This window comes from Streptomyces sp. NPDC085866 (assembly GCF_044541035.1).
In the GTDB taxonomy this organism is placed as follows: Bacteria; Actinomycetota; Actinomycetes; order Streptomycetales; family Streptomycetaceae; genus Streptomyces.
The window spans coordinates 262785-282905 of the sequence record NZ_JBITSQ010000010.1; the positions used below are offsets into that span (position 1 = coordinate 262785).

Here is a 20121-nt window from a genome sequence, read left to right on the forward strand (position 1 = left end):
CGGCGGTGTCGGACCGGGTTCGAGGCCCGGGGCTGGAAGGATCCGACACCATGCGAGTTGTAGTACAAAATGACAAAAGTCGGGCGCGGATCCCGAAGGTCGCCCGCCGCTGCGCGGCAGCCGCACTGGCCGCCACCGCCCTCGTCTCCGGCTGTTCCGCCCTGGGCTCGGACTCCGGTGCCCGGGGCGCCCCGGGTCAGGGCGCCCCGGGTCAGGGCGGCCACGGCGGCCCGGCGGACCCGCAGGCCCGCCTCGCCGCCGAACACGCCCGCATGGTCGCCGCGGCCCGGCACTGGAACCTCGACGAGGTCCCGCTGAGCCCCCCGGCGCCGCCGGCCAGAAAACCGAAGATCACCGCGCGCGCGGGCTTCGAGGTGGACGGGCAGGAGGAGGAGAACCTCCCTCCGGTCTTCACCACCGTCCCCACCAGGCGGAAGGTCGTCTTCCTCACCATCGACGACGGCGCCGAGAAGGACCCGGCGTTCCTGCGCATGATGAGCGACCTGAAGATCCCCTACACGGCCTTCCTCAGCAACTACCTCGTCAAGGACGACTACGGCTACTTCCGCCGGATGCAGTCCGAGGGCCACACCCTCAACAACCACACCCTCACCCACCCCTACCTGCCCGGACTGTCCTACGAGGAGCAGAAGGACGAGATCTGCGGCATGCAGGCCGTCATGAAGCGGAAGTTCGGAAAGGCGCCGACCGTCTTCCGCCCGCCCTACGGCAACTACAACGGCGACACCCTGCGCGCCGCCAAGTCCTGCGGGATCAAGTACGCGCCCATCTGGGACGAGGAGGTCTTCGTCGACCACTGGGAGTACCGCGAGGACGACAGGAACCTGCACCCCGGCGACATCGTGCTCACCCACTTCCGCGGCCGCAACGACTGGGACGGCACGATGGTCGACGACATGCGACGGTTCCTGAACAAGGTCACGCGCGAGGGGTACGCCGTGGCGCGCCTGGAGGACTACCTGTGAGGCGCCGGGGGCGATCCGGGCGTGGTCCGGGAGGAGCACGGTCCGGGCCGGCCGTCGTACTCGCGTCGGCCCTCCTGCTCACGGGCTGCGCCCAGTCGGTCGACCCCATCGAACGCCTCGGCAAACGGGCGGCCCAGGGCATACGACAGCCCAGCCCGGCCGTCAGCCAGGCGTACCGCCGCTGGGGCCTGTCCGCCCCGCTGGCCGTCCCGCCCCGCCACCGTGTCCACCCCCTGACGGCCCACGGGGCGGATGCCTCCCCGCCCCGCGTCGTGGACCACGTCGCCACCACCGACAAGGTCGTCTTCCTCACCTACGACGACGGCGCCGAGCGCGACCCGCGCTTCGTCGACATGGTGCGCGACCTCGCACTGCCGGTCAGCTTCTTCCTCACCGACAGCGTCGTCGGCCCCGGCTACGGCCACTTCGCCCGCCTGCGCGCGGTCGGTGCCGACATCGAGAACCACACCCTCGACCACCCGGCGATGCCCGGACTGCCGTACGCCGGCCAGCGCGCCGAGATCTGCGGCCAGCAGGACAAACTCAAGTCCCGCTTCGGCATCCGCCCCCACCTCTTCCGCCCGCCCTACGGCACGTACGACACCACGACGCTGCGCGCCGCCGCCGACTGCGGCATCTCCACGCTCGTCCTGTGGCGCGCCGCCATGACCCCCGACGGCATCGCCTACACGCACGGAGAGCGCCACCTGCGCCCGGGCGACATCGTCCTGGTCGGCCCCGACGAGGCCACGGGTCCCACCCTCAGGGAACGCACGGCACGCCTGCTGCGGCGGGTGCAGGCAAGTGGGCTGACGGTGGCCCGTCTTGAGGACTACCTGTAACGGTTCTTCAGCAACGGTTCCGGTCGGGCGCCGGCCGCACCGGTCCGGCCCGTCCGGCGTTCGAGGACGAGGCCGTTCAGGCCGATCTTCCCCGCGACGCGCCGCTTGCATTGGCACTCCGCTTGACCGAGTGCTAATCCCGGTCATAGTCTCGGCTCTGGCACTCGGCAGATGAGAGTGCCAACAAACGCGACGGGCAGGTCCGGCACCCGCGACGACGGATCGACCTGGTCGCCACCTCAGACAGTTAACCCCGTGAGATCTCCGAAGGGGGAGGTCGGATCGTGACGACCGCCAGCTCCAAGGTTGCCATCAAGCCGCTCGAGGACCGCATCGTGGTCCAGCCGCTGGACGCCGAGCAGACCACGGCCTCTGGCCTGGTCATCCCGGACACCGCGAAGGAGAAGCCCCAGGAGGGCGCCGTCCTCGCCGTGGGCCCGGGTCGCTTCGAGAACGGCGAGCGCCTTCCGCTCGACGTCAAGGTCGGCGACGTCGTCCTGTACAGCAAGTACGGCGGCACCGAGGTGAAGTACAACGGCGAGGAGTACCTCGTCCTCTCGGCTCGCGACGTTCTCGCGATCATCGAGAAGTAATCACCTCCAGCACTCAGTTGCTTCCAGCTGCGCCCCTGGCACCCGCGACCACATAAGAAGCCGGGCGCCGGGGCGCAGTTCTTTTTTCACCCACAGATTTCCGAGAGGGCTCCCGCTGTCATGGCGAAGATCCTGAAGTTCGACGAGGACGCCCGTCGCGCCCTCGAGCGCGGCGTCAACAAGCTGGCCGACACGGTGAAGGTGACGATCGGCCCCAAGGGCCGCAACGTCGTCATCGACAAGAAGTTCGGCGCCCCGACCATCACCAACGACGGTGTCACCATCGCCCGCGAGGTCGAGGTCGAGGACCCGTACGAGAACCTCGGCGCCCAGCTGGTGAAGGAGGTGGCGACCAAGACCAACGACATCGCTGGTGACGGCACCACCACCGCCACCGTGCTCGCCCAGGCGCTGGTGCGCGAGGGCCTGAAGAACGTCGCCGCCGGCGCTTCCCCGGCCGCCCTGAAGAAGGGCATCGACGCCGCCGTCGCCGCCGTCTCCGAGGACCTCCTCGCCTCGGCCCGCCCGATCGAGGAGAAGTCCGACATCGCGGCCGTCGCCGCGCTGTCCGCCCAGGACCAGCAGGTCGGCGAGCTCATCGCCGAGGCGATGGACAAGGTCGGCAAGGACGGTGTCATCACCGTCGAGGAGTCCAACACCTTCGGTCTGGAGCTGGACTTCACCGAGGGCATGGCCTTCGACAAGGGCTACCTGTCGCCGTACTTCGTGACGGACCAGGAGCGCATGGAGGCCGTCCTCGAGGACCCGTACATCCTCATCAACCAGGGCAAGATCGGCTCGATCCAGGACCTGCTGCCGCTGCTGGAGAAGGTCATCCAGGCGGGTGCCTCCAAGCCGCTGCTGATCATCGCCGAGGACGTCGAGGGCGAGGCCCTGTCGACCCTGGTCGTCAACAAGATCCGTGGCACCTTCAACGCCGTCGCGGTGAAGGCCCCCGGCTTCGGCGACCGCCGCAAGGCGATGCTGCAGGACATGGCCGTCCTCACCGGCGCCACCGTCATCTCCGAGGAGGTCGGCCTCAAGCTCGACCAGGCCGGTCTGGACGTGCTGGGCTCCGCCCGCCGCGTGACGGTCACCAAGGACGACACGACCATCGTCGACGGCGCCGGCAACTCCGAGGACGTCGTGGGCCGCGTCAACCAGATCAAGGCCGAGATCGAGAACACCGACTCGGACTGGGACCGCGAGAAGCTCCAGGAGCGCCTCGCGAAGCTGGCCGGCGGCGTGTGCGTCATCAAGGTCGGCGCCGCCACCGAGGTGGAGCTGAAGGAGAAGAAGCACCGTCTGGAGGACGCCATCTCCGCGACCCGCGCCGCGGTCGAGGAGGGCATCGTCTCCGGTGGTGGCTCCGCGCTGGTCCACGCCGTCAAGGTGCTCGAGGGCAACCTCGGCAAGTCCGGCGACGAGGCCACGGGTGTCTCGGTCGTCCGCCGCGCCGCCGTCGAGCCGCTGCGCTGGATCGCCGAGAACGCCGGCCTCGAGGGCTACGTCATCGTCTCCAAGGTGGCGGAGCTGGAGAAGGGCAACGGCTACAACGCCGCCACCGGCGAGTACGGCGACCTGGTCAAGGCCGGCGTCATCGACCCGGTCAAGGTCACCCGCTCCGCCCTGGAGAACGCCGCCTCCATCGCCTCCCTGCTGCTCACGACCGAGACCCTGGTCGTCGAGAAGAAGGAAGAGGAGCCCGCCGAGGCGGGCCACGGCCACGGTCACGGCCACGCCCACTGAGGCACCTCAGCACTGAGGCCCGGCACCCCGAGGGGGTGCCGGGCCTTCGCTGTGTGTCCCGCTGCTGTGCGCCCTACTTCTCCAGTTCGTCCAGCGCGCCCAACTGCCCCAGCAGCCCGAGCCGGTCGTACTGCCACCAGGCCTCGCAGATCTTGCCGTCGTGGTCGAACCGGAAGACGGTCGTACCGGTCATCGACACCTGCCGACCGGTGTTGGGCAGGCCCATGAACTCGCCGGTCTGGATGCCGTTCCAGCTCCAGCGGGTGCAGACCCGGTCCGCCTGGGTGATCTGGTCCTCGATCGTGAACGTGAAGTCGAAGGCGTTCCGCCACATCTCGATCTCACGCCGCATGTTGTCCAGCCCGAGCTGGTCCTGCTCGTTGGCCGGATCGTGGTCGTGGTAGTGCTCCGCGATCAGGTCGTTCAGCGCAGGCAACGGCCCCTGTATCGCGACGGTGTCGAAGAACCGGCGCGCCTGGGCCGCGTACAACGGCTCGTCGCGCACCACGTCCAGGTCCGTGAACGTGGGCATCTCGTCGCACAGGGCGACCAGATCCCGGAAGATCCGATCGGTCTCCGGCAGGTTCGAGTTCCGCATCGCCTCCTCGTACGACGGGAACTCCACGATCTCGATGACGTGTGACGCGTCCGAGCGGTCCTTGCCGACCACCGCGTGCGTCGCGGTCCGCTTCCCCTTGGTCTGTTCGACCCACTGGTCCATCAGCCGGTTCATCTCGTCGATCCGACTGGTCCTGCAGTCGATGAGCTGTACGAACGTCATGGCGTCGCCTCCCGGCCCCCTGGGTCCGGATCCGTCAGGCCCATTTTCCCACCGGAACGCGGACGCCACCCGTCCTACTGGGGGCCGTACTTGCGCCCCGTCTTCGAGCTGATGCCGCCCATCAGTCCGCGCGGGGCGACCTTCACCAGTCCCATCAGCGCCTTGTACCGGGGGTCCGGGATGGACAGCGTCTTCCCGCGCGCGAGGTCGGCCAGGGCCGCCGCGACCAGCTTGTCCGCGTCCAGCCACATCCAGCCCGGGATGTTGTCCGTGCCCATCCCGGCCCGCTGGTGGAACTCCGTGCGCACGAAGCCGGGGCACAGCGCCATCAGCCGCACGCCGCTGCCCGCCAGGTCCTTCGCCGCGCCCTGGGTGAACTGCACGACCCAGGCCTTCGAGGCGCCGTAGGTGCCCCGGGGCACGAAGGCGGCCACCGAGGCCACGTTCACCACGCCGCCGCGGCCGCGCTCGCGCATCGCCTCGGAGGCCGCCGACGTCAGCCGCAGTACCGCCTCGCAGTGCACCTTGAGCATCTTCAGCTCGTCGGCCATGGACACTTCGAGATAGCGACCCTTGTTGCCGAAGCCGGCGTTGTTGACCAGCAGGTCGACCGGGTTCTTCCGGTCGCTCAGGCGCTCGGCCACCGCCTCGATGCCCTTGTCCTCGGCGAGGTCGGCGCTCAGCACCTCCGCCTCGATGCCGTGCCGGTCGTGCAGCTCGGTCGCCTGCTCGCGCAGCCGTTTGGCGTCCCGGGCCACCAGGACGAGGTCATGCCCGTCAGCCGCCAGCCGCCGCGCGAACGCGGCACCGATTCCCGCGGTCGATCCCGTAATCAGAGCCGTTGTCATGGCCCAAGGGTAGTGACCCGGACCGACGGCGTCCGCTGACGGTGACGGCCTCTCAGCGGCCCTGTCCGGCGACGTACTTGCGGGCCGCGGCCAGCGTCTCGGAGTGCAGCGCCTCGCCCGCGACGAGCAGCTGCGGCAGCAGCTCCCGCTCGGTGGTGACCGCGCGGAACTGCATCGCCGCCGTCACTCCGTGCTCCGGCCGGTGCACGATCTCGATCGGATCGCCCGCCCGGACATCACCCGGTTCGATCACCCTCAGGTAGGCACCCGTCGCGCCCTTCCGGGTGAACCTCTTCACCCAGCCCCGTTCGCCCAAATGGCCCTGGAACGTACGGCACGGAATCCGTCCCGACGTCACTTCCAGCACCACCGCGGACCCGATCCGCCAGCGCTCGCCGATCAGCGCCCCGGACACGTCCAGGCCCTCCGTCGTGAGGTTCTCGCCGAAGCAGCCATTGGCCAACGATCTGTCCAGCTCTCGCTCCCAGTCGTCGAGGTCCTCGCGCGCGAAGGCGTACACCGCCTGGTCGTAGCCGCCGTGGTGGCGCAACTCGCACACCGCGTCCCCGGCCAGCCCGCTCCCGCCGACGCCCTTGGGCCCCGGAGCCGTCACCCGCACCGGCCCGTCCGTCGGCCGCTTGTCGATGCCGGTCACACCCTCTGCCTGGTCCGTGTACGGCACCGGCGTCGGGCGCCCCAGATTGACCGAGAGAAGCTTCATGCTTCGCACGGTACGGGACCGCACCCCAAAGCGTCGACGCAATATGAGGCGCCATGTCCAAGTCAGGCTTATGCTCGGGGGGTGATCGAGGCTCGTCATCTTCGCGTCCTGCGCGCAGTCGCCACCACCGGTTCCTTCTCGGCGGCAGGGCGCGAGCTGGGCTGCACCCAGCCCGCCGTCAGTCAGCAGATGAAGGCCCTGGAGTCCTCGGTCGGCACCCCGCTGCTGGTCCGCAGCGGCCGCGAGATGCGTCTGACCCAGGCCGGCGAGGCCCTGGTCCGGCACGCCTCCGGGATCCTCGCCGGGCTCACCGCGGCCGAGGAGGAGGTCGCCGCGATCGCGGGCCTGAGGGCCGGCCGGGTCCGGCTGGTCTCCTTCCCGAGCGGCAGCTCCACCCTGGTCCCCACCGCCCTGGCCGCCCTGCGCGCCGCCCACCCCGGCACCCGCGTCTCGCTGGAGGAGGCCGAGCCCCCGAAGTCCGTCGAGCTGCTGCGCGAGGGCGACTGCGACCTGGCGCTCGCCTTCCGCTACGAGGGCGCGGCGGTCGCCGAGGAGTGGGACGACCTCGTCGTACGGCCCCTGCTGACCGACCGTCTGGTCGCCCTGGTGCCCGAACGGCACCGGTTCGCGCGCGCGGAGTCCGTCGCCATCGGGGAGCTGGCCCGGGACCCCTGGATCGCGGGCTGCCCGCGCTGTCGCGGCCAGCTGGTGGAGGTGTGCGAGAGCGCGGGCTTCACGCCCCGCATCGACTTCGCCACCGACGACTATCCGGCGGTGGTCGGCCTGGTCGGCGCGGGTCTCGGCGTCGCCGTACTACCGCAGCTCGCGGTGGAGTCGGTGCGGCCCCGGGGAGTGCGTACGGTGGCGCTGGAACCCGTGGTGCAACGGCAGATCGTCGCTCTCACCCTGCCCGACCTGGCACAGGTGCCGGCCGTGGCGGCGACGCTGGAGCAGCTCGCCCGGGCGGCCGGGCGGAAGTGACGCCGGTGAGGGGGGCCACTCAAGGATCACGGGCACGCGTGCGCGTGCCCGGGTGCTGACTTATCGCAGAAACGTTCCTTCAGGCGTGTGGTGCGGAGCCCCCGCTGGTCGTCGACGCCGACACCAGGCGGTTGCGCGCCCGCCCCATCAACTCTTCGCGCTCGTCCTCGGTCAGGCCGCCCCAGACGCCGTACGGCTCGCGCACCGCCAGCGCGTGCGCCGCGCACTCCGCGCGGACCGGGCACCTCATGCAGACCTCCTTGGCCGAGTTCTCGCGAGCGCTCCGAGCCGCCCCGCGCTCGCCCTCCGGGTGAAAGAAGAGCGAGCTGTCCACCCCGCGGCAGGCAGCGAGCAACTGCCAGTCCCACAGGTCCGCGTTCGGTCCGGGAAGGCGGGAGAAATCTGCCATTACGTGACCCCTTGTGGCGGTTCTGGGCGGATACGGTGCCATCGACCGTACATCTCCGGTCTAAGGAGATGAAAATATGACTCATTGCGAATCTAGCTCCAGACACTGAGAAACGGGAGCAAAAACGGCTAAATGGGGCATAGGTTGTGATGAAAACTTGAGGGTCCGTTGGGCATGTCTGCACCGTGTCGACGCCCTCACGTAGAGTGCCGAAGATGGCACGCGGCCCCGTAACTCTTTCGAGTGACCGTCGTTGAGAGTGTGGAGGCGGTTGAAAACACAAGCGCTCGGGCAGGCGTCCGAGACGGTCGACCGCACAGGTGACGATTCCGTACCAGCCTGGAGGCTCAAGGTGACGCGCATCAGCTGCGGAGGGCGGTCATGACATCCGTCCTCGTCTGCGACGACTCCCCGCTTGCCCGAGAGGCGCTCCGCCGCGCGGTAGCGACCGTGCCCGGCGTCGAGCGCGTGACGACGGCGGCCAACGGCGAGGAAGTCCTCCGCCGCTGGGGCGCCGACCGCTCCGACCTCATCCTGATGGACGTACGCATGCCCGGCCTGGGCGGCGTCGAGACCGTGCGCCGGCTGCTGTCCGCCGACCCGGGCGCGCGCATCATCATGCTCACCGTCGCCGAGGACCTGGACGGAGTGGCCCTCGCGGTCGCCGCCGGTGCCCGTGGCTACCTGCACAAGGACGCCTCGCGTGCGGAGCTGCGGGCCACGGTCACCCAGGCCCTCGCCGACCCGACCTGGCGTCTCGCCCCGCGGCGCCTCCGTTCGGCCGAGATGGGCGCCGCGCCCACCCTCACCGCGCGTGAGATCCAGGTGCTGGAGGGCATGAGCCACGGCCGCTCGAACGCCGAGATCGGCCGCGAGCTGTTCCTCTCCGAGGACACGGTCAAGACCCACGCCCGCCGGCTCTTCAAGAAGCTCGGCGCCTCGGACCGCGCCCACGCGGTGGCCCTGGGCTTCCGCTGGGGTCTGGTCCGCTAAACCCCGGTCGGATGAGCCGGCCGTGGGCGCTCGCCTCCGGCCCGGCTCACCCGCGGGTGTGGGTGCGGGCGGCGGCGAGTGGTGGATCCGTCCCGCCCGGATTCCGTGGGCACCTTTCTGACCTGCTGCTTTGCTCTGTGCCCGTGGAGACTGATCCACCACTCGCGCCCCTGCGGGGGTCAGTGGAGAGCGTGCGGTGCTCGTTTCGGCGCGGATGCCGCATCCTTGAGATGTGGAGTCTCTCGGGGACGAGTCGGTCGAGCGGAAGGGGAGGGCGCAGGGGATGAGTGCCGGCGCACCTGCTCATAACGCTTCGGTGCACAACCACGAACACGATGCGACGGACCGGACGGCCGCAGGGCACCATGGACCGATGCGCGACGACGAGGCGGGCACGGCCCCAGGGGCGATCGGTGCGCTTGTGCATCGTGCCGTCGACGGGGACGAGCAGGCCACGCACGATCTGCTCGCCCATGTGCACCCCCTGGCCCTGCGCTACTGCCGCACCCGGCTGTCCCGGCTGCCCGGCGACGCACGCCACTTCGTGGAGGACCTCGCTCAGGAGGTCTGTGTCGCCGTCCTCCTCGCCCTGCCGCGCTACCGTGACACCGGCCGCCCCTTCGAGGCCTTCGTCTTCGCCATCGCCTCGCACAAGGTCGCCGACCTCCAGCGCGCCGCGATGCGCCACCCGGGCTCCACGGTCGTCCCCTCGGACGAGATGCCGGAACGCCCCGACGACTCCCTCGGCCCCGAGGAGCGCGCCCTGCTCAGCAGTGACGCCGAGTGGGCCAAGAAGCTGCTGGCCAACCTCCCGGAGAACCAGCGCGAGCTGCTCCTGCTGCGCATCGCCGTGGGCTTGACCGCGGAGGAGACGGGGCAGATGTTGGGAATGTCACCCGGCGCCGTGCGGGTGGCCCAGCATCGGGCGCTGAGCCGGCTGCGCGCGCTCGCCGAGCAGTAACTGCCCTGGACGGAGCCTTCGTAGCTCCCTTTCTTGAACAGGCGCGTGTTCGTCTCCGTACGAACATACGAAGCCTGAAGTCATCCCGGACCGTGGAATTTGCTAGCCGTGCTTCCCGTTAGCATGGACATCCGCACCGATCAAGGCCATTTGGGGAAGGTGTCATGACTGCCAACGTCGACGGAGTGCCCGGAAAATTCGCGACACTCGGGCTGACCTACGACGACGTGCTGCTGCTGCCGGGTGCATCCGAAGTGCTCCCCAACGCGGTCGACACCTCGTCCCGTATCTCCCGTAACGTCCGGGTCAACATCCCGCTGCTGTCGGCGGCGATGGACAAGGTGACCGAGTCCCGCATGGCGATCGCGATGGCCCGGCTGGGCGGCGTCGGCGTGCTGCACCGCAACCTCTCCGTCGAGGACCAGGTCAACCAGGTCGACCTGGTGAAGCGGTCCGAGTCCGGCATGGTCACCGACCCGATCACGGTGCACCCGGAGGCCACGCTCGCCGAGGCCGACGCCCTGTGCGCCAAGTTCCGCATCAGCGGTGTCCCGGTCACCGACCCGGCCGGCAGGCTGCTGGGCATCGTCACCAACCGCGACATGGCCTTCGAGAGCGACCGCACGCGCCAGGTGCGCGAGGTCATGACCCCGATGCCGCTGGTCACCGGCAAGGTCGGCATCTCCGGGCCCGAGGCCATGGAGCTGCTGCGCAAGCACAAGATCGAGAAGCTGCCCCTGGTCGACGGTGAGGGCCTCCTCAAGGGCCTGATCACGGTCAAGGACTTCGTCAAGGCCGAGAAGTACCCCAACGCCGCCAAGGACGCCGAGGGCCGCCTGCTGGTCGGTGCCGCCGTCGGTGCCAGCCCCGAGGCGCTGGAGCGCGCCCAGGCGCTCGCCGAGGCCGGTGTGGACTTCCTGGTCGTGGACACCTCGCACGGCCACAACAGCAACGCCCTCAGCTGGATGGCGAAGATCAAGTCCAGCGTGAACGTCGACGTGATCGGCGGCAACGTCGCCACGCGCGACGGCGCCCAGGCGCTCATCGACGCCGGTGTCGACGGCATCAAGGTGGGTGTCGGCCCGGGCTCGATCTGCACCACCCGAGTGGTCGCCGGCATCGGCGTCCCGCAGGTCACCGCCATCTACGAGGCCTCCCTCGCCGCCCGACCGGCGGGCATCCCGCTGATCGGCGACGGCGGCCTGCAGTACTCCGGCGACATCGGCAAGGCGCTCGCCGCCGGTGCGGACACGGTCATGCTGGGCAGCCTCCTCGCCGGCTGCGAGGAGTCGCCGGGTGAGCTGATGTTCATCAACGGCAAGCAGTTCAAGTCGTACCGCGGCATGGGCTCGCTGGGTGCCATGCAGTCCCGCGGTCAGGGCAAGTCGTACTCGAAGGACCGCTACTTCCAGGCCGAAGTGACCTCCGACGAGAAGCTCGTGCCCGAGGGCGTCGAGGGCCAGGTGCCCTACCGCGGCCCGCTGTCCAACGTGCTGCACCAGCTCGTCGGCGGTCTGCGTCAGACCATGGGCTACGTGGGCGCCGCCACCATCGAGGAGATGGAGTCCAAGGGCCGCTTCGTGCGCATCACCTCGGCGGGGCTCAAGGAGAGCCACCCGCACGACATCCAGATGACGGTCGAGGCGCCGAACTACAGCAACAAGAAGTGACGCACGCGCGCGCGTGAGGGCCGTAAAGGCCCCCCAAGGGCGGTCCCGGAGTAGCCGGGGCCGCCCTTGTCGTACCTGTCGGCGATACTGGAAGACGCTGCAATGCATCAGGGAAAGGCCAAGACGTGACTGAGATCGAGATCGGGCGCGGCAAGCGCGGCCGCCGGGCGTACGCCTTCGACGACATCGCCGTCGTCCCCAGCCGCCGTACGCGGGACCCGAAGGAGGTCTCGATCGCCTGGCAGATCGACGCCTACCGCTTCGAGCTGCCCTTCCTGGCCGCCCCCATGGACTCGGTCGTCTCCCCGGCCACCGCGATCCGGATCGGCGAGCTGGGCGGCCTCGGCGTGCTGAACCTCGAGGGCCTGTGGACGCGGTACGAGGACCCGCAGCCGCTGCTCGACGAGATCGCCGAGCTGCCCGCCGAGCAGGCGACCCGCCGCCTCCAGGAGATCTACGCGGCTCCCATCAAGGAGGAGCTGATCGGCGCCCGCATCAAGGAGGTGCGCGACTCCGGCGTGGTCACGGCGGCCGCGCTCTCTCCGCAGCGCACCGCCCAGTTCTCCAAGGCGGTCGTCGACGCGGGCGTGGACATCTTCGTCATCCGCGGTACGACGGTCTCGGCGGAGCACGTCTCCGGCGCGCACGAGCCGCTGAACCTGAAGCAGTTCATCTACGAGCTGGACGTCCCGGTGATCGTCGGCGGCTGCGCCACCTACACCGCCGCCCTGCACCTGATGCGCACCGGCGCGGCCGGTGTCCTGGTCGGCTTCGGCGGCGGCGCCGCGCACACCACGCGCAACGTGCTCGGCATTCAGGTCCCGATGGCCACCGCGGTCGCCGATGTGGCCGCGGCCCGCCGCGACTACATGGACGAGTCCGGCGGCCGGTACGTGCACGTGATCGCGGACGGCGGCGTCGGCTGGTCCGGCGACCTCCCGAAGGCGATCGCCTGCGGCGCCGACTCCGTGATGATGGGCTCCCCGCTCGCCCGGGCCACGGACGCGCCCGGCAAGGGCCACCACTGGGGCATGGAGGCGGTCAACGAGGAGCTGCCCCGCGGCAAGAAGGTCGACCTGGGCACGGTCGGCACGATCGAGGAGATCCTCACCGGCCCGTCCCACACCCCGGACGGCTCGATGAACTTCTTCGGCGCCCTGCGCCGCGCCATGGCCACGACCGGCTACAGCGAGCTCAAGGAGTTCCAGCGGGTCGAGGTGACGGTGGCGGATTCGCAGCACCGGCGGTAGCCCACCGGCTTGAGCCGAGGGCTCGGACCGTGTCCCGTCCGGTCCGAGCCCCCTGTTCCGCGTCTGCGCAGGGACAAGGCTCAAATGTTGATCAGATATCCGGTTCCGGTTATCTGATGTGTTCCTGACATCGCTAGTCTCGTTCCGCTGCTTGACCAGCAGCGGAACGAGGGGAACTCCATGCGATCGACCAGCTCTGCCGTATCCCGTGGCGCGCGCGCCGCAACCGTCGCCCTTGCCGTCCTCACGGGCACCCTGGGCATGACCGGCGAGGCCGGCGCCGCCTCGAGGACGCCGTGCCGGAGCATGCGGCTCGACTACAACCCGGCCCTCTGCGGCATCAAGAGCGTCAAGTACCACGGGTTGGTGCAGGGCAAGAACTCCATCGCCGTCGTTCAGGGGCGAGGTCCCATGACGCTCACGCTGACCGCCATCGAAACGGTGAGCAACACGAGGAGCACAAACATCACGGTGACCGCGGAAGCGGTGTCGGGGGCCGTCGGCTTCGACGTCACGAAGTCGCGCACGAAGAGCATGGCGGGCAGCTGGGACGTCCCCAGGGGGAAGTTCGGCACCCTGAACGCGTACCCGTTGTACAAGGAGTACTCGTTCAACGTGTACAGCAAGATCACCGGCAAGTCCGTGGGCAAGGGGATCGCCCGCAAGGCGGTCGGCTACCGCTACGAGCACTCGGCCAGGTGATCTGTCTGCTCGAACGAACGGCCCACCGGTCCGACCGGTGGGCCGTTTCGTTTAGGCGGGCTTCCCGGGCGGGCCGCGCGGGGCAGGCTCACAACCGGTGCGCCGCCCCCGTGGGCGTGGCCCCTCGGGTGTCCAGCAGCAGTTGAGCCTTCACCGAGAGCCCCTGCAGGTCGTACGTCCGGTGCTGCTGGAGGAGGATCGTCAGGTCGGCGTCGGCGGCCGCCTCGTACAGGGAGTCCGCGCGGGGGACCGGGCGGTCCAGGACGCTCCAGGACGGTACGTACGGGTCGTGGTAGCTGACCGAGGCGCCGAGTTCCATCAGGCGGACGGCGATCTCCCGGGCGGGGGTGCCCTGCAGGTCGGCGAGGTCGGCTTTGTAGGTGACGCCGAGGAGCAGGACGCGGGCGCCGCGCGCGGACTTGCCGTGCTCGTTCAGGAGCGTGGCGGCGCGCTGGACGACGTACCGTGGCATGCGGTGGTTGACCTGCTGGGCCAGCTCCACCATGCGCAGCGTGCGGCTCGCGTGGCCGGCGAGGTCCTGCGGCACGCCGTGCCCGCCGACGCCCGGGCCCGGCCGGAACGCCTGGAAGCCGAACGGTTTGGTCTCCGCGCAGCGGATGACGTCCCACAGGTCGACGCCCAGCTCGTTGCAGAGGACGGCCATCTCGTTGACCAGCGCGATGTTGACGTGCCGGTAGTTGGTCTCCAGCAGCTGCACGGCCTCCGCCTCGCGCAGCCCCCGCGCGCGTACCACCTTGTCCGTGAGCCGTCCGTAGAAGGCCGCGGCCGACTCGGTGCACGCGGGGGTGAGGCCCCCGATGACCCTGGGCGTGCCGGCGGGGGTGTGGTCGCGGTTGCCGGGGTCTGCGCGGCTGGGCGAGTAGGCGAGGTGGAAGTCGCGGCCGGCCCGCAGTCCGGAGCCCTCCTCCAGCAGGGGGCGCAGGAACTTCTCGGTGGTCCCGGGGAGCACGGGCGACTCCAGGATGACCGTGGTGTGCGGGCGCAGCCGCTCGGCCAGGGTGCGGGCGGCCGCCTCCACCTGGCCGAGGTCGACCCCGCCGTCGGCGCCGCGCGGGGTGGGCGCGCAGATCACGGCGGTGCGCACCCGGCCGAGCTGGGCCGGGTCGGTGGCGGGCCGGAAGCCCGCCGCGTGCATCCGCCGCAGCTCGGCGGGGCTGAGCGAACCCGCCTCGGGGCCGGTGGCGTACCCGATGGTCGGGATGCCTGCGGCGACGGCGGCCTGGGCGAGCGGCAGGCCGTAGGGACCGAGTCCGATGACGGCGAGATCTGCGGGCATGGCGTGGGCCCGTCCTTCCCAGTAACCGAAGCGGGACAGATGCGCAACCGCTGTGGAAAGCCAGAACGAGCGCACTGTCACACTAGGAGTAAATATGACCGTTATGTGGGATTGTGTTCGTGTGTCTTCCGGGGGTTGCGTTCGTGTTGTCCACAGGTTGGGAGCCTGTGGTGGCTGAAGTCGGGCAAGCCGGTCAGAATTTGGGCATGAGGAGGGGGTGAACCGGGCTTCGCCCTCCGGGTGCGGCCGACGCGAGCGAGTACTTCGACAGCGGGAGGCAGCGGTGAGGACAGCGACTCTGGGTCCGGCGCAGCGCGCCGAGGCACTGGCGGCGATGGCGGAGCGCGAGCTGGACGTGCTGGTGGTCGGCGGCGGGGTGGTCGGCGCCGGAACCGCACTGGATGCAGGGACCCGCGGCCTGTCCACCGGCCTGGTCGAAGCCCGTGACTGGGCGTCCGGCACCTCCAGCAGGTCCAGCAAGCTCGTCCACGGCGGTCTGCGCTATCTGGAGATGCTCGACTTCGCCCTGGTCCGCGAGGCCTTGAAGGAGCGCGGCCTGCTCCTGGAGCGGCTCGCCCCGCACCTGGTCAAGCCGGTGCCCTTCCTCTACCCGCTGCAGCACCAGGGCTGGGAGCGCCTGTACGCGGGCTCGGGCGTTGCCCTGTACGACGCGATGTCCATGGCCCGCGGGCACGGCCGGGGCCTGCCCCTGCACCGCCACCTGACCCGCCGTCACGCCCTGCGCGTCGCCCCCTGCCTGAAGAAGGACGCCCTGGTCGGCGCCCTCCAGTACTACGACGCGCAGATGGACGACGCCCGGTATGTGGCGACCCTGGTGCGCACGGCGGCGTCGTACGGCGCGAGGGTGGCCAACCGTGCCCGCGTGACCGGGTTCCTGCGCGAGGGCGAGCGGGTCGTCGGCGCCCGGGTGCAGGACGTGGAGGGTGGCGGGGAGTACGAGATCCGCGCCCAGCAGATCGTCAACGCCACCGGTGTGTGGACCGACGACACGCAGGCCATGGTGGGGGAGCGGGGCCAGTTCCACGTCCGCGCCTCCAAGGGCATCCACCTGGTCGTGCCCAAGGACCGCATCCACTCCACCACCGGTCTGATCCTGCGCACGGAGAAGTCGGTCCTGTTCGTCATCCCCTGGGGCCGGCACTGGATCGTCGGCACCACCGACACCGGCTGGGACCTCGACAAGGCCCACCCTGCGGCCTCCAGCGCCGACATCGACTACCTGCTGGAACACGTCAACTCGGTGCTCGCCGTCCCGCTCAGCCGCGACGACGTGCAGGGTGTGTACGCGGGCCTGCGCCCGCTGCTGGCCGGCGAGTCCGACGCCACCAGCAAGCTGTCCCGCGAGCACACCGTGGCACATCCGGCGCCGGGTCTCGTGGTCGTGGCGGGCGGTAAGTACACGACGTACCGGGTGATGGCGAAGGACGCCGTCGACGAGGCGGTGCACGGCCTCGACATGCGAGTCGCCGACTGTGTCACCGAGGAGATCCCGCTGCTGGGTGCAGAGGGCTACCGGGCGATGTGGAACGCGCGGGCGCGGATCGCGGCCCGCACCGGACTGCACGTGGTCCGGGTGGAGCACCTGCTGAATCGGTACGGCTCGATGGCCGAGGAGATTCTGGACCTCATCACCGCCGACCCCGCCCTCGGTGAGCCGCTGCAGGCCGCCGACGACTATCTGCGCGCCGAGGTCGTGTACGCGGCCTCGCACGAGGGCGCCCGGCACCTGGACGACGTGCTCACCCGCCGCACCCGTATCTCCATCGAGACCTTCGACCGGGGAACCCGCAGTGCCCGCGAGGCCGCCGAGTTGATGGCGCCCGTGCTCGGCTGGGACAAGGACCAGATCGAGCGCGAGGTGGAGCACTACGAGAAGCGGGTCGAGGCCGAGCGGGAGTCCCAGCTCCAGCCGGACGACCTCACGGCGGACGCGGCGAGGCTCGGTGCGCCGGACATCGTGCCGCTGAGCTGAGCTGAGCTGAGCTGAGGTGGGCTGCGCCGGGGCGGGCCTGCCTTCGGCTTTCACTCGAACGAGTGTCGTAAACCGGGATCTTCGTTCGGAACCAGTGCGTTCTATCAGGTGCGAGGGCAGAACTCGGCTGCGAGCAAGGCCGGTTCGAGCCGGGAATCTGCGATCGCGTCCGTGTTCGCACGGAAGGTGAGGACATGCCGGCCGTCGGCGGTTGCCGCGGTGCGCACGTAGCTCCCGGATATCCGGCCGTTGTGTCCCCATACCGTGATGCCGCACGGGAGCTTTGCCGGAAAGATCCCCATGCCGTACGAGCCATGCGCGGTACGGGTGTTGAGCATCTCGCGCAGCCAGTGCGAGGGCAACAGCCGGCCGCCGAGCAGGGCCGAGTAGAAGCGGTCCAGGTCGGCCAGTGTGGTCACCAGCTCACCTGCCGCGCCGGCCACGCGCGGGTCGAGCCGGGTGACGTCGGAGCCGTCGGCGGCGTAGGCGCGGCCGTGCGGCAGCGGGAGTGAGGTGCGGGATCCGGGAAGGGAGGTGCCCGTAAGACCGAGCGGAGCGATGATCCGGAGCCGGGCCTCGGTGGCGTACGAGTGGCCGGTGATCTGCCGGACGACCATGCCGAGCAGGACGTAGTTGGTGCTGGAGTAGGCGTAGCGGCCCGGGCGGGCCGGAGGGAGGGTGAGGGTGATGCGCACGGCCTGAAGCGGGGTCAGGGGGACGGTCCCCCGGGTGACCTGCGTGAAGTCGGCGAGCCCGCTGGTGTGGGTGAGCAGGGCGCGCAGGGTGATGTGCCGTCCGTCGGTGCCGCGTCCGCGGAGCAGTCCCGGCAGGTGCAGCTCCACGGTGTCGGACAGGGACAGTCGGTGTTCCGCGGCCAGTTGCAGCACGACCGTGGCGACGAAGGTCTTGGTGACACTGCCGGCGCGGAAGTGGTCGGCGCGCGCCATGCCCGGACCGGCGGCGGTGTAGCGCAAGCGGTTCCCGTCCAGGGCCAGCAGGGCCGCGGCGGGTGCCCCGCCCCGGGTGACCAGCAGCGGGAGGACCGTGTCCGTGGCGGTGGCCGCCGAGACCGCAGAGGAGGCGGTGAGGGCGAGCAGCAGGATCAGCAACACCGGTATGGACAGGACTGTCCGAAGCGTCGGCATCCGGGCTCCTTTCTGCTCGGGTCCATGATCCCGGTAAAACGGAACCGTGACTTCAGTTGATGTTCCGGTGTGCGGAGCCCGGGACGGGGTCAGAGGCACCCTGGGCGTCGGCCGCTTGCCGGGTGAGAGACAATGGAGGCTCTGTCAGGGCGGGTTGCTTGAGGGGACGCATGTCGGAGGCGGAGCGGGCGGGGGCATCTCGTCAGGAGACTCGTCAGGACAAGAGTGAGCGTCGTCTCCTCGCCGGGCGGTACCGGCTGGGAGACGTGCTGGGCCGCGGCGGCATGGGCACGGTGTGGCGCGCCGAGGACGAGACCCTCGGCCGGACGGTCGCCGTCAAGGAGTTGCGGTTCCCGTCGAACATCGACGAGGAGGAGAAGCGGCGCCTGATCACGCGCACCCTGCGCGAGGCCAAGGCGATCGCCCGGATCCGCAACAACAGCGCGGTGACGGTCTTCGACGTGGTCGACGAGGACGACCGGCCCTGGATCGTCATGGAGTTGGTCGAGGGCAAGTCCCTCGCCGAGGCCATCCGCGAGGACGGCCTGCTGGAGCCCAGGCGCGCCGCCGAGGTCGGGCTGGCCATCCTCGACGTGCTGCGCTCCGCGCACCGCGAGGGCATCCTGCACCGTGACGTGAAGCCGTCCAACGTGCTCATCGCCGACGACGGCCGGGTCGTGCTCACCGACTTCGGTATCGCACAGGTCGAGGGTGACCCGTCCATCACCTCCACCGGCATGCTCGTCGGCGCCCCCTCCTACATCTCCCCGGAGCGCGCCCGCGGGCACAAGCCGGGCCCCGCGGCCGACCTGTGGTCGCTGGGCGGCCTGCTGTACGCGGCGGTCGAGGGGCTGCCGCCGTACGACAAGGGTTCCGCGATCGCCACGCTGACCGCGGTGATGACCGAGCCCCTGGAGGAGCCCAAGAACGCCGGTCCGCTCCGGGACGTCATCTACGGCCTGCTCACCAAGGACCCGGCCCAGCGGCTCGACGACGCGGGCGCCCGGGCGATGCTCAACAAGGTGATCCACGCGCCGGAGCCGGAGGCGATGGACGCCACTCGGGTGGTTCCGCTGCCGGCGCAGCCCGACGGGCCCCAGGGCAAGCGGGGCGAGGAGGCCGGGGAGAAGCTGCGCGGGGCGCTGCGTTCGGTCCGCAAGGCGGCCGGGGCGGCGGGCTCGTCGCCGTCCGCGCGCGCGAAGAGCGGCGGCGGTACGGCGGCTCCGGGTACCGGTGGCAAGCCGACTACGGAGAGCGGTTCGGGCGCGGGTGCCGGGACGCCCGGGCGGCCGGCCGGTCCGGCCCAGGGTTCCGCCGCGCCGAACTCCAGCGCGAACAAGCCGAGTTCGGGGTGGCCCGTGGTGCCGCCGCCGGACCTGGACCTGTCGCCGCGGCCGGTGCCGAGAGCACCGCTCACCGACGTGGTGCCCAAGCGGACGCTGGTGATCATCGCGGTGGTGGTCGCGCTCGCGGTGATCGGCACCGTGCTGGCCATCGTGTTCAACGGGGGCGACGACAAGGGCAGCAAGAACGGCAGCGGAGCCAAGGCCGCGGCCGGCGCCAGCGCCTCCACCAAGCAGGACAAGGGCACGGGCGGCAAGGGCGACACCGACAGCGACGCCAAGACGGACGGGAGCACCTCGGCGTCCGCCTCGACCGGTTCGGCGACGGAGACGAGCGCGAGCCCGGCCGGCAACGACAACTCCGACTCGTCCGGCTCGAAGAGCGACGGCAGAGCACCGGTGGAGTCGACCCGCAAGGGCGCCCAGGGGTACTCGATCGGGCTGCCCAAGGGGTGGAAGTACAAGTCCACCGGGCAGGCCGGAGACCGCTACACCGGGCCGAACGGACAGATGCTGCTCGTCGGCTGGACCACCACGCCCAAGGACGACCCGGTGGCCGACTGGAAGAACCAGGAGCGCTACATGTACCGGGCCCAGTACCGGAAGATCCACATAGAACAGGTGGACTACCGAAGCTGGAACACGGCCGACTGGGAGTTCACCTACGTGGAGGGCGGCACCAAGTACCGTTCGATCGACCGGGGGTTCGTGGTGAACGGCCATCTCGGTTACGGGCTGATGTACACGGCCAAGGCCGCGGAGTGGAACAGCGCGCTGCGCAAGGACACCTGGAAGACGCTGACGACGTCCTTCGAGCCCAAGTCGTGATGTGAACGAGCCCCGTTCGGGGCCGTGAG

The 20121-nt window shown here is 70.2% G+C and carries 18 protein-coding genes; 12 read left to right on the forward strand and 6 right to left on the reverse strand.

Going from position 1 to position 20121, the window contains the following annotated elements:
- Positions 1-50 precede the first annotated feature (50 nt).
- The 4 genes from ACIF83_RS26535 to groL all read left to right on the forward strand — a co-directional run bounded on the left by ACIF83_RS26535 (position 51) and on the right by groL (position 4170).
- Complete coding sequence (locus tag ACIF83_RS26535) at positions 51-986, forward strand: polysaccharide deacetylase family protein (protein WP_399730528.1); 936 nt, start codon at positions 51-53, stop codon at positions 984-986.
- The gene (locus ACIF83_RS26540; RefSeq protein ID WP_393467692.1) at positions 983-1828 is read left to right on the forward strand and encodes a polysaccharide deacetylase family protein; all 846 of its coding nucleotides are present in this window, start codon (positions 983-985) and stop codon (positions 1826-1828) included. The genes ACIF83_RS26535 and ACIF83_RS26540 overlap by 4 nt, the downstream gene beginning before the upstream one ends.
- 284 nt (positions 1829-2112) lie before the next feature.
- The gene (groES, locus tag ACIF83_RS26545; RefSeq protein WP_039652762.1) at positions 2113-2421 is read left to right on the forward strand and encodes a co-chaperone GroES; all 309 of its coding nucleotides are present in this window, start codon (positions 2113-2115) and stop codon (positions 2419-2421) included.
- A gap of 120 nt (positions 2422-2541) precedes the next feature.
- On the forward strand, positions 2542-4170 hold the full coding sequence (gene groL / locus ACIF83_RS26550; RefSeq protein ID WP_393467696.1) for a chaperonin GroEL: 1629 nt from the start codon (positions 2542-2544) through the stop codon (positions 4168-4170).
- A 73-nt stretch (positions 4171-4243) separates the two neighbouring features.
- On the opposite strand, the gene ACIF83_RS26555 is transcribed toward groL, so the two are convergent.
- The 3 genes from ACIF83_RS26555 to ACIF83_RS26565 all read right to left on the reverse strand — a co-directional run bounded on the left by ACIF83_RS26555 (position 4244) and on the right by ACIF83_RS26565 (position 6520).
- Positions 4244-4951 carry an ester cyclase gene (locus tag ACIF83_RS26555; RefSeq protein ID WP_393467699.1) on the reverse strand — a complete coding sequence of 236 codons (708 nt, stop codon included), beginning with the start codon at positions 4949-4951 and terminating at the stop codon, positions 4244-4246.
- Between the two features lie 74 nt (positions 4952-5025).
- Positions 5026-5799 (reverse strand): SDR family NAD(P)-dependent oxidoreductase, encoded by a 774-nt coding sequence (locus ACIF83_RS26560; RefSeq protein WP_393467702.1) that lies wholly within the window; start codon positions 5797-5799, stop codon positions 5026-5028.
- 52 nt (positions 5800-5851) lie between these two features.
- A complete protein-coding gene (locus tag ACIF83_RS26565) occupies positions 5852-6520 on the reverse strand; it encodes an MOSC domain-containing protein (protein WP_399730534.1) in 669 nt (222 codons plus the stop codon).
- 81 nt (positions 6521-6601) lie between these two features.
- On the opposite strand from ACIF83_RS26565, the gene ACIF83_RS26570 reads away from it, so the two are divergent.
- On the forward strand, positions 6602-7501 hold the full coding sequence (locus ACIF83_RS26570; protein WP_399730537.1) for a LysR family transcriptional regulator: 900 nt from the start codon (positions 6602-6604) through the stop codon (positions 7499-7501).
- Positions 7502-7580: 79 nt separating this feature from the next.
- Here ACIF83_RS26570 and ACIF83_RS26575 read toward each other — a convergent pair whose 3' ends face one another.
- Positions 7581-7910: a WhiB family transcriptional regulator gene (locus ACIF83_RS26575; RefSeq protein ID WP_145879553.1), complete on the reverse strand. Its 330-nt coding sequence runs from the start codon at positions 7908-7910 to the stop codon at positions 7581-7583.
- Positions 7911-8291: 381 nt separating this feature from the next.
- Between ACIF83_RS26575 and ACIF83_RS26580 the strand changes: the two genes are divergently transcribed.
- The 5 genes from ACIF83_RS26580 (at position 8292) to ACIF83_RS26600 (ending at position 13486) form a co-directional block, all read left to right on the forward strand.
- Positions 8292-8903 carry a response regulator transcription factor gene (locus tag ACIF83_RS26580; protein ID WP_003948568.1) on the forward strand — a complete coding sequence of 204 codons (612 nt, stop codon included), beginning with the start codon at positions 8292-8294 and terminating at the stop codon, positions 8901-8903.
- 373 nt (positions 8904-9276) lie between these two features.
- Positions 9277-9864: a sigma-70 family RNA polymerase sigma factor gene (locus ACIF83_RS26585; RefSeq protein ID WP_393467710.1), complete on the forward strand. Its 588-nt coding sequence runs from the start codon at positions 9277-9279 to the stop codon at positions 9862-9864.
- A 164-nt stretch (positions 9865-10028) separates the two neighbouring features.
- Positions 10029-11534, forward strand: coding sequence for an IMP dehydrogenase (gene guaB / locus ACIF83_RS26590; RefSeq protein WP_393467712.1), 1506 nt, complete (start codon positions 10029-10031; stop codon positions 11532-11534).
- Positions 11535-11659: 125 nt separating this feature from the next.
- Positions 11660-12784: a GuaB3 family IMP dehydrogenase-related protein gene (locus tag ACIF83_RS26595; protein ID WP_386578361.1), complete on the forward strand. Its 1125-nt coding sequence runs from the start codon at positions 11660-11662 to the stop codon at positions 12782-12784.
- 180 nt (positions 12785-12964) lie between these two features.
- Entirely contained in the window at positions 12965-13486 is a 522-nt protein-coding gene (locus ACIF83_RS26600) for a hypothetical protein (protein ID WP_393467714.1), read from the forward strand.
- 88 nt (positions 13487-13574) lie between these two features.
- Here the strand turns inward: ACIF83_RS26600 and ACIF83_RS26605 are convergent, their stop codons facing one another.
- On the reverse strand, positions 13575-14783 hold the full coding sequence (locus ACIF83_RS26605; RefSeq protein WP_399730544.1) for a nucleotide sugar dehydrogenase: 1209 nt from the start codon (positions 14781-14783) through the stop codon (positions 13575-13577).
- A gap of 283 nt (positions 14784-15066) precedes the next feature.
- Between ACIF83_RS26605 and ACIF83_RS26610 the strand changes: the two genes are divergently transcribed.
- Positions 15067-16776, forward strand: a complete 1710-nt coding sequence (locus tag ACIF83_RS26610; RefSeq protein WP_399730547.1) for a glycerol-3-phosphate dehydrogenase/oxidase — start codon at positions 15067-15069, stop codon at positions 16774-16776.
- Between the two features lie 104 nt (positions 16777-16880).
- On the opposite strand, the gene ACIF83_RS26615 is transcribed toward ACIF83_RS26610, so the two are convergent.
- The gene (locus ACIF83_RS26615; protein WP_399730550.1) at positions 16881-17921 is read right to left on the reverse strand and encodes a serine hydrolase domain-containing protein; all 1041 of its coding nucleotides are present in this window, start codon (positions 17919-17921) and stop codon (positions 16881-16883) included.
- A 170-nt stretch (positions 17922-18091) separates the two neighbouring features.
- Here ACIF83_RS26615 and ACIF83_RS26620 point away from each other — a divergent pair, with 170 nt between their 5' ends.
- A complete protein-coding gene (locus tag ACIF83_RS26620; protein WP_399730553.1) occupies positions 18092-20092 on the forward strand; it encodes a protein kinase in 2001 nt (666 codons plus the stop codon).
- Positions 20093-20121 lie beyond the last annotated feature (29 nt).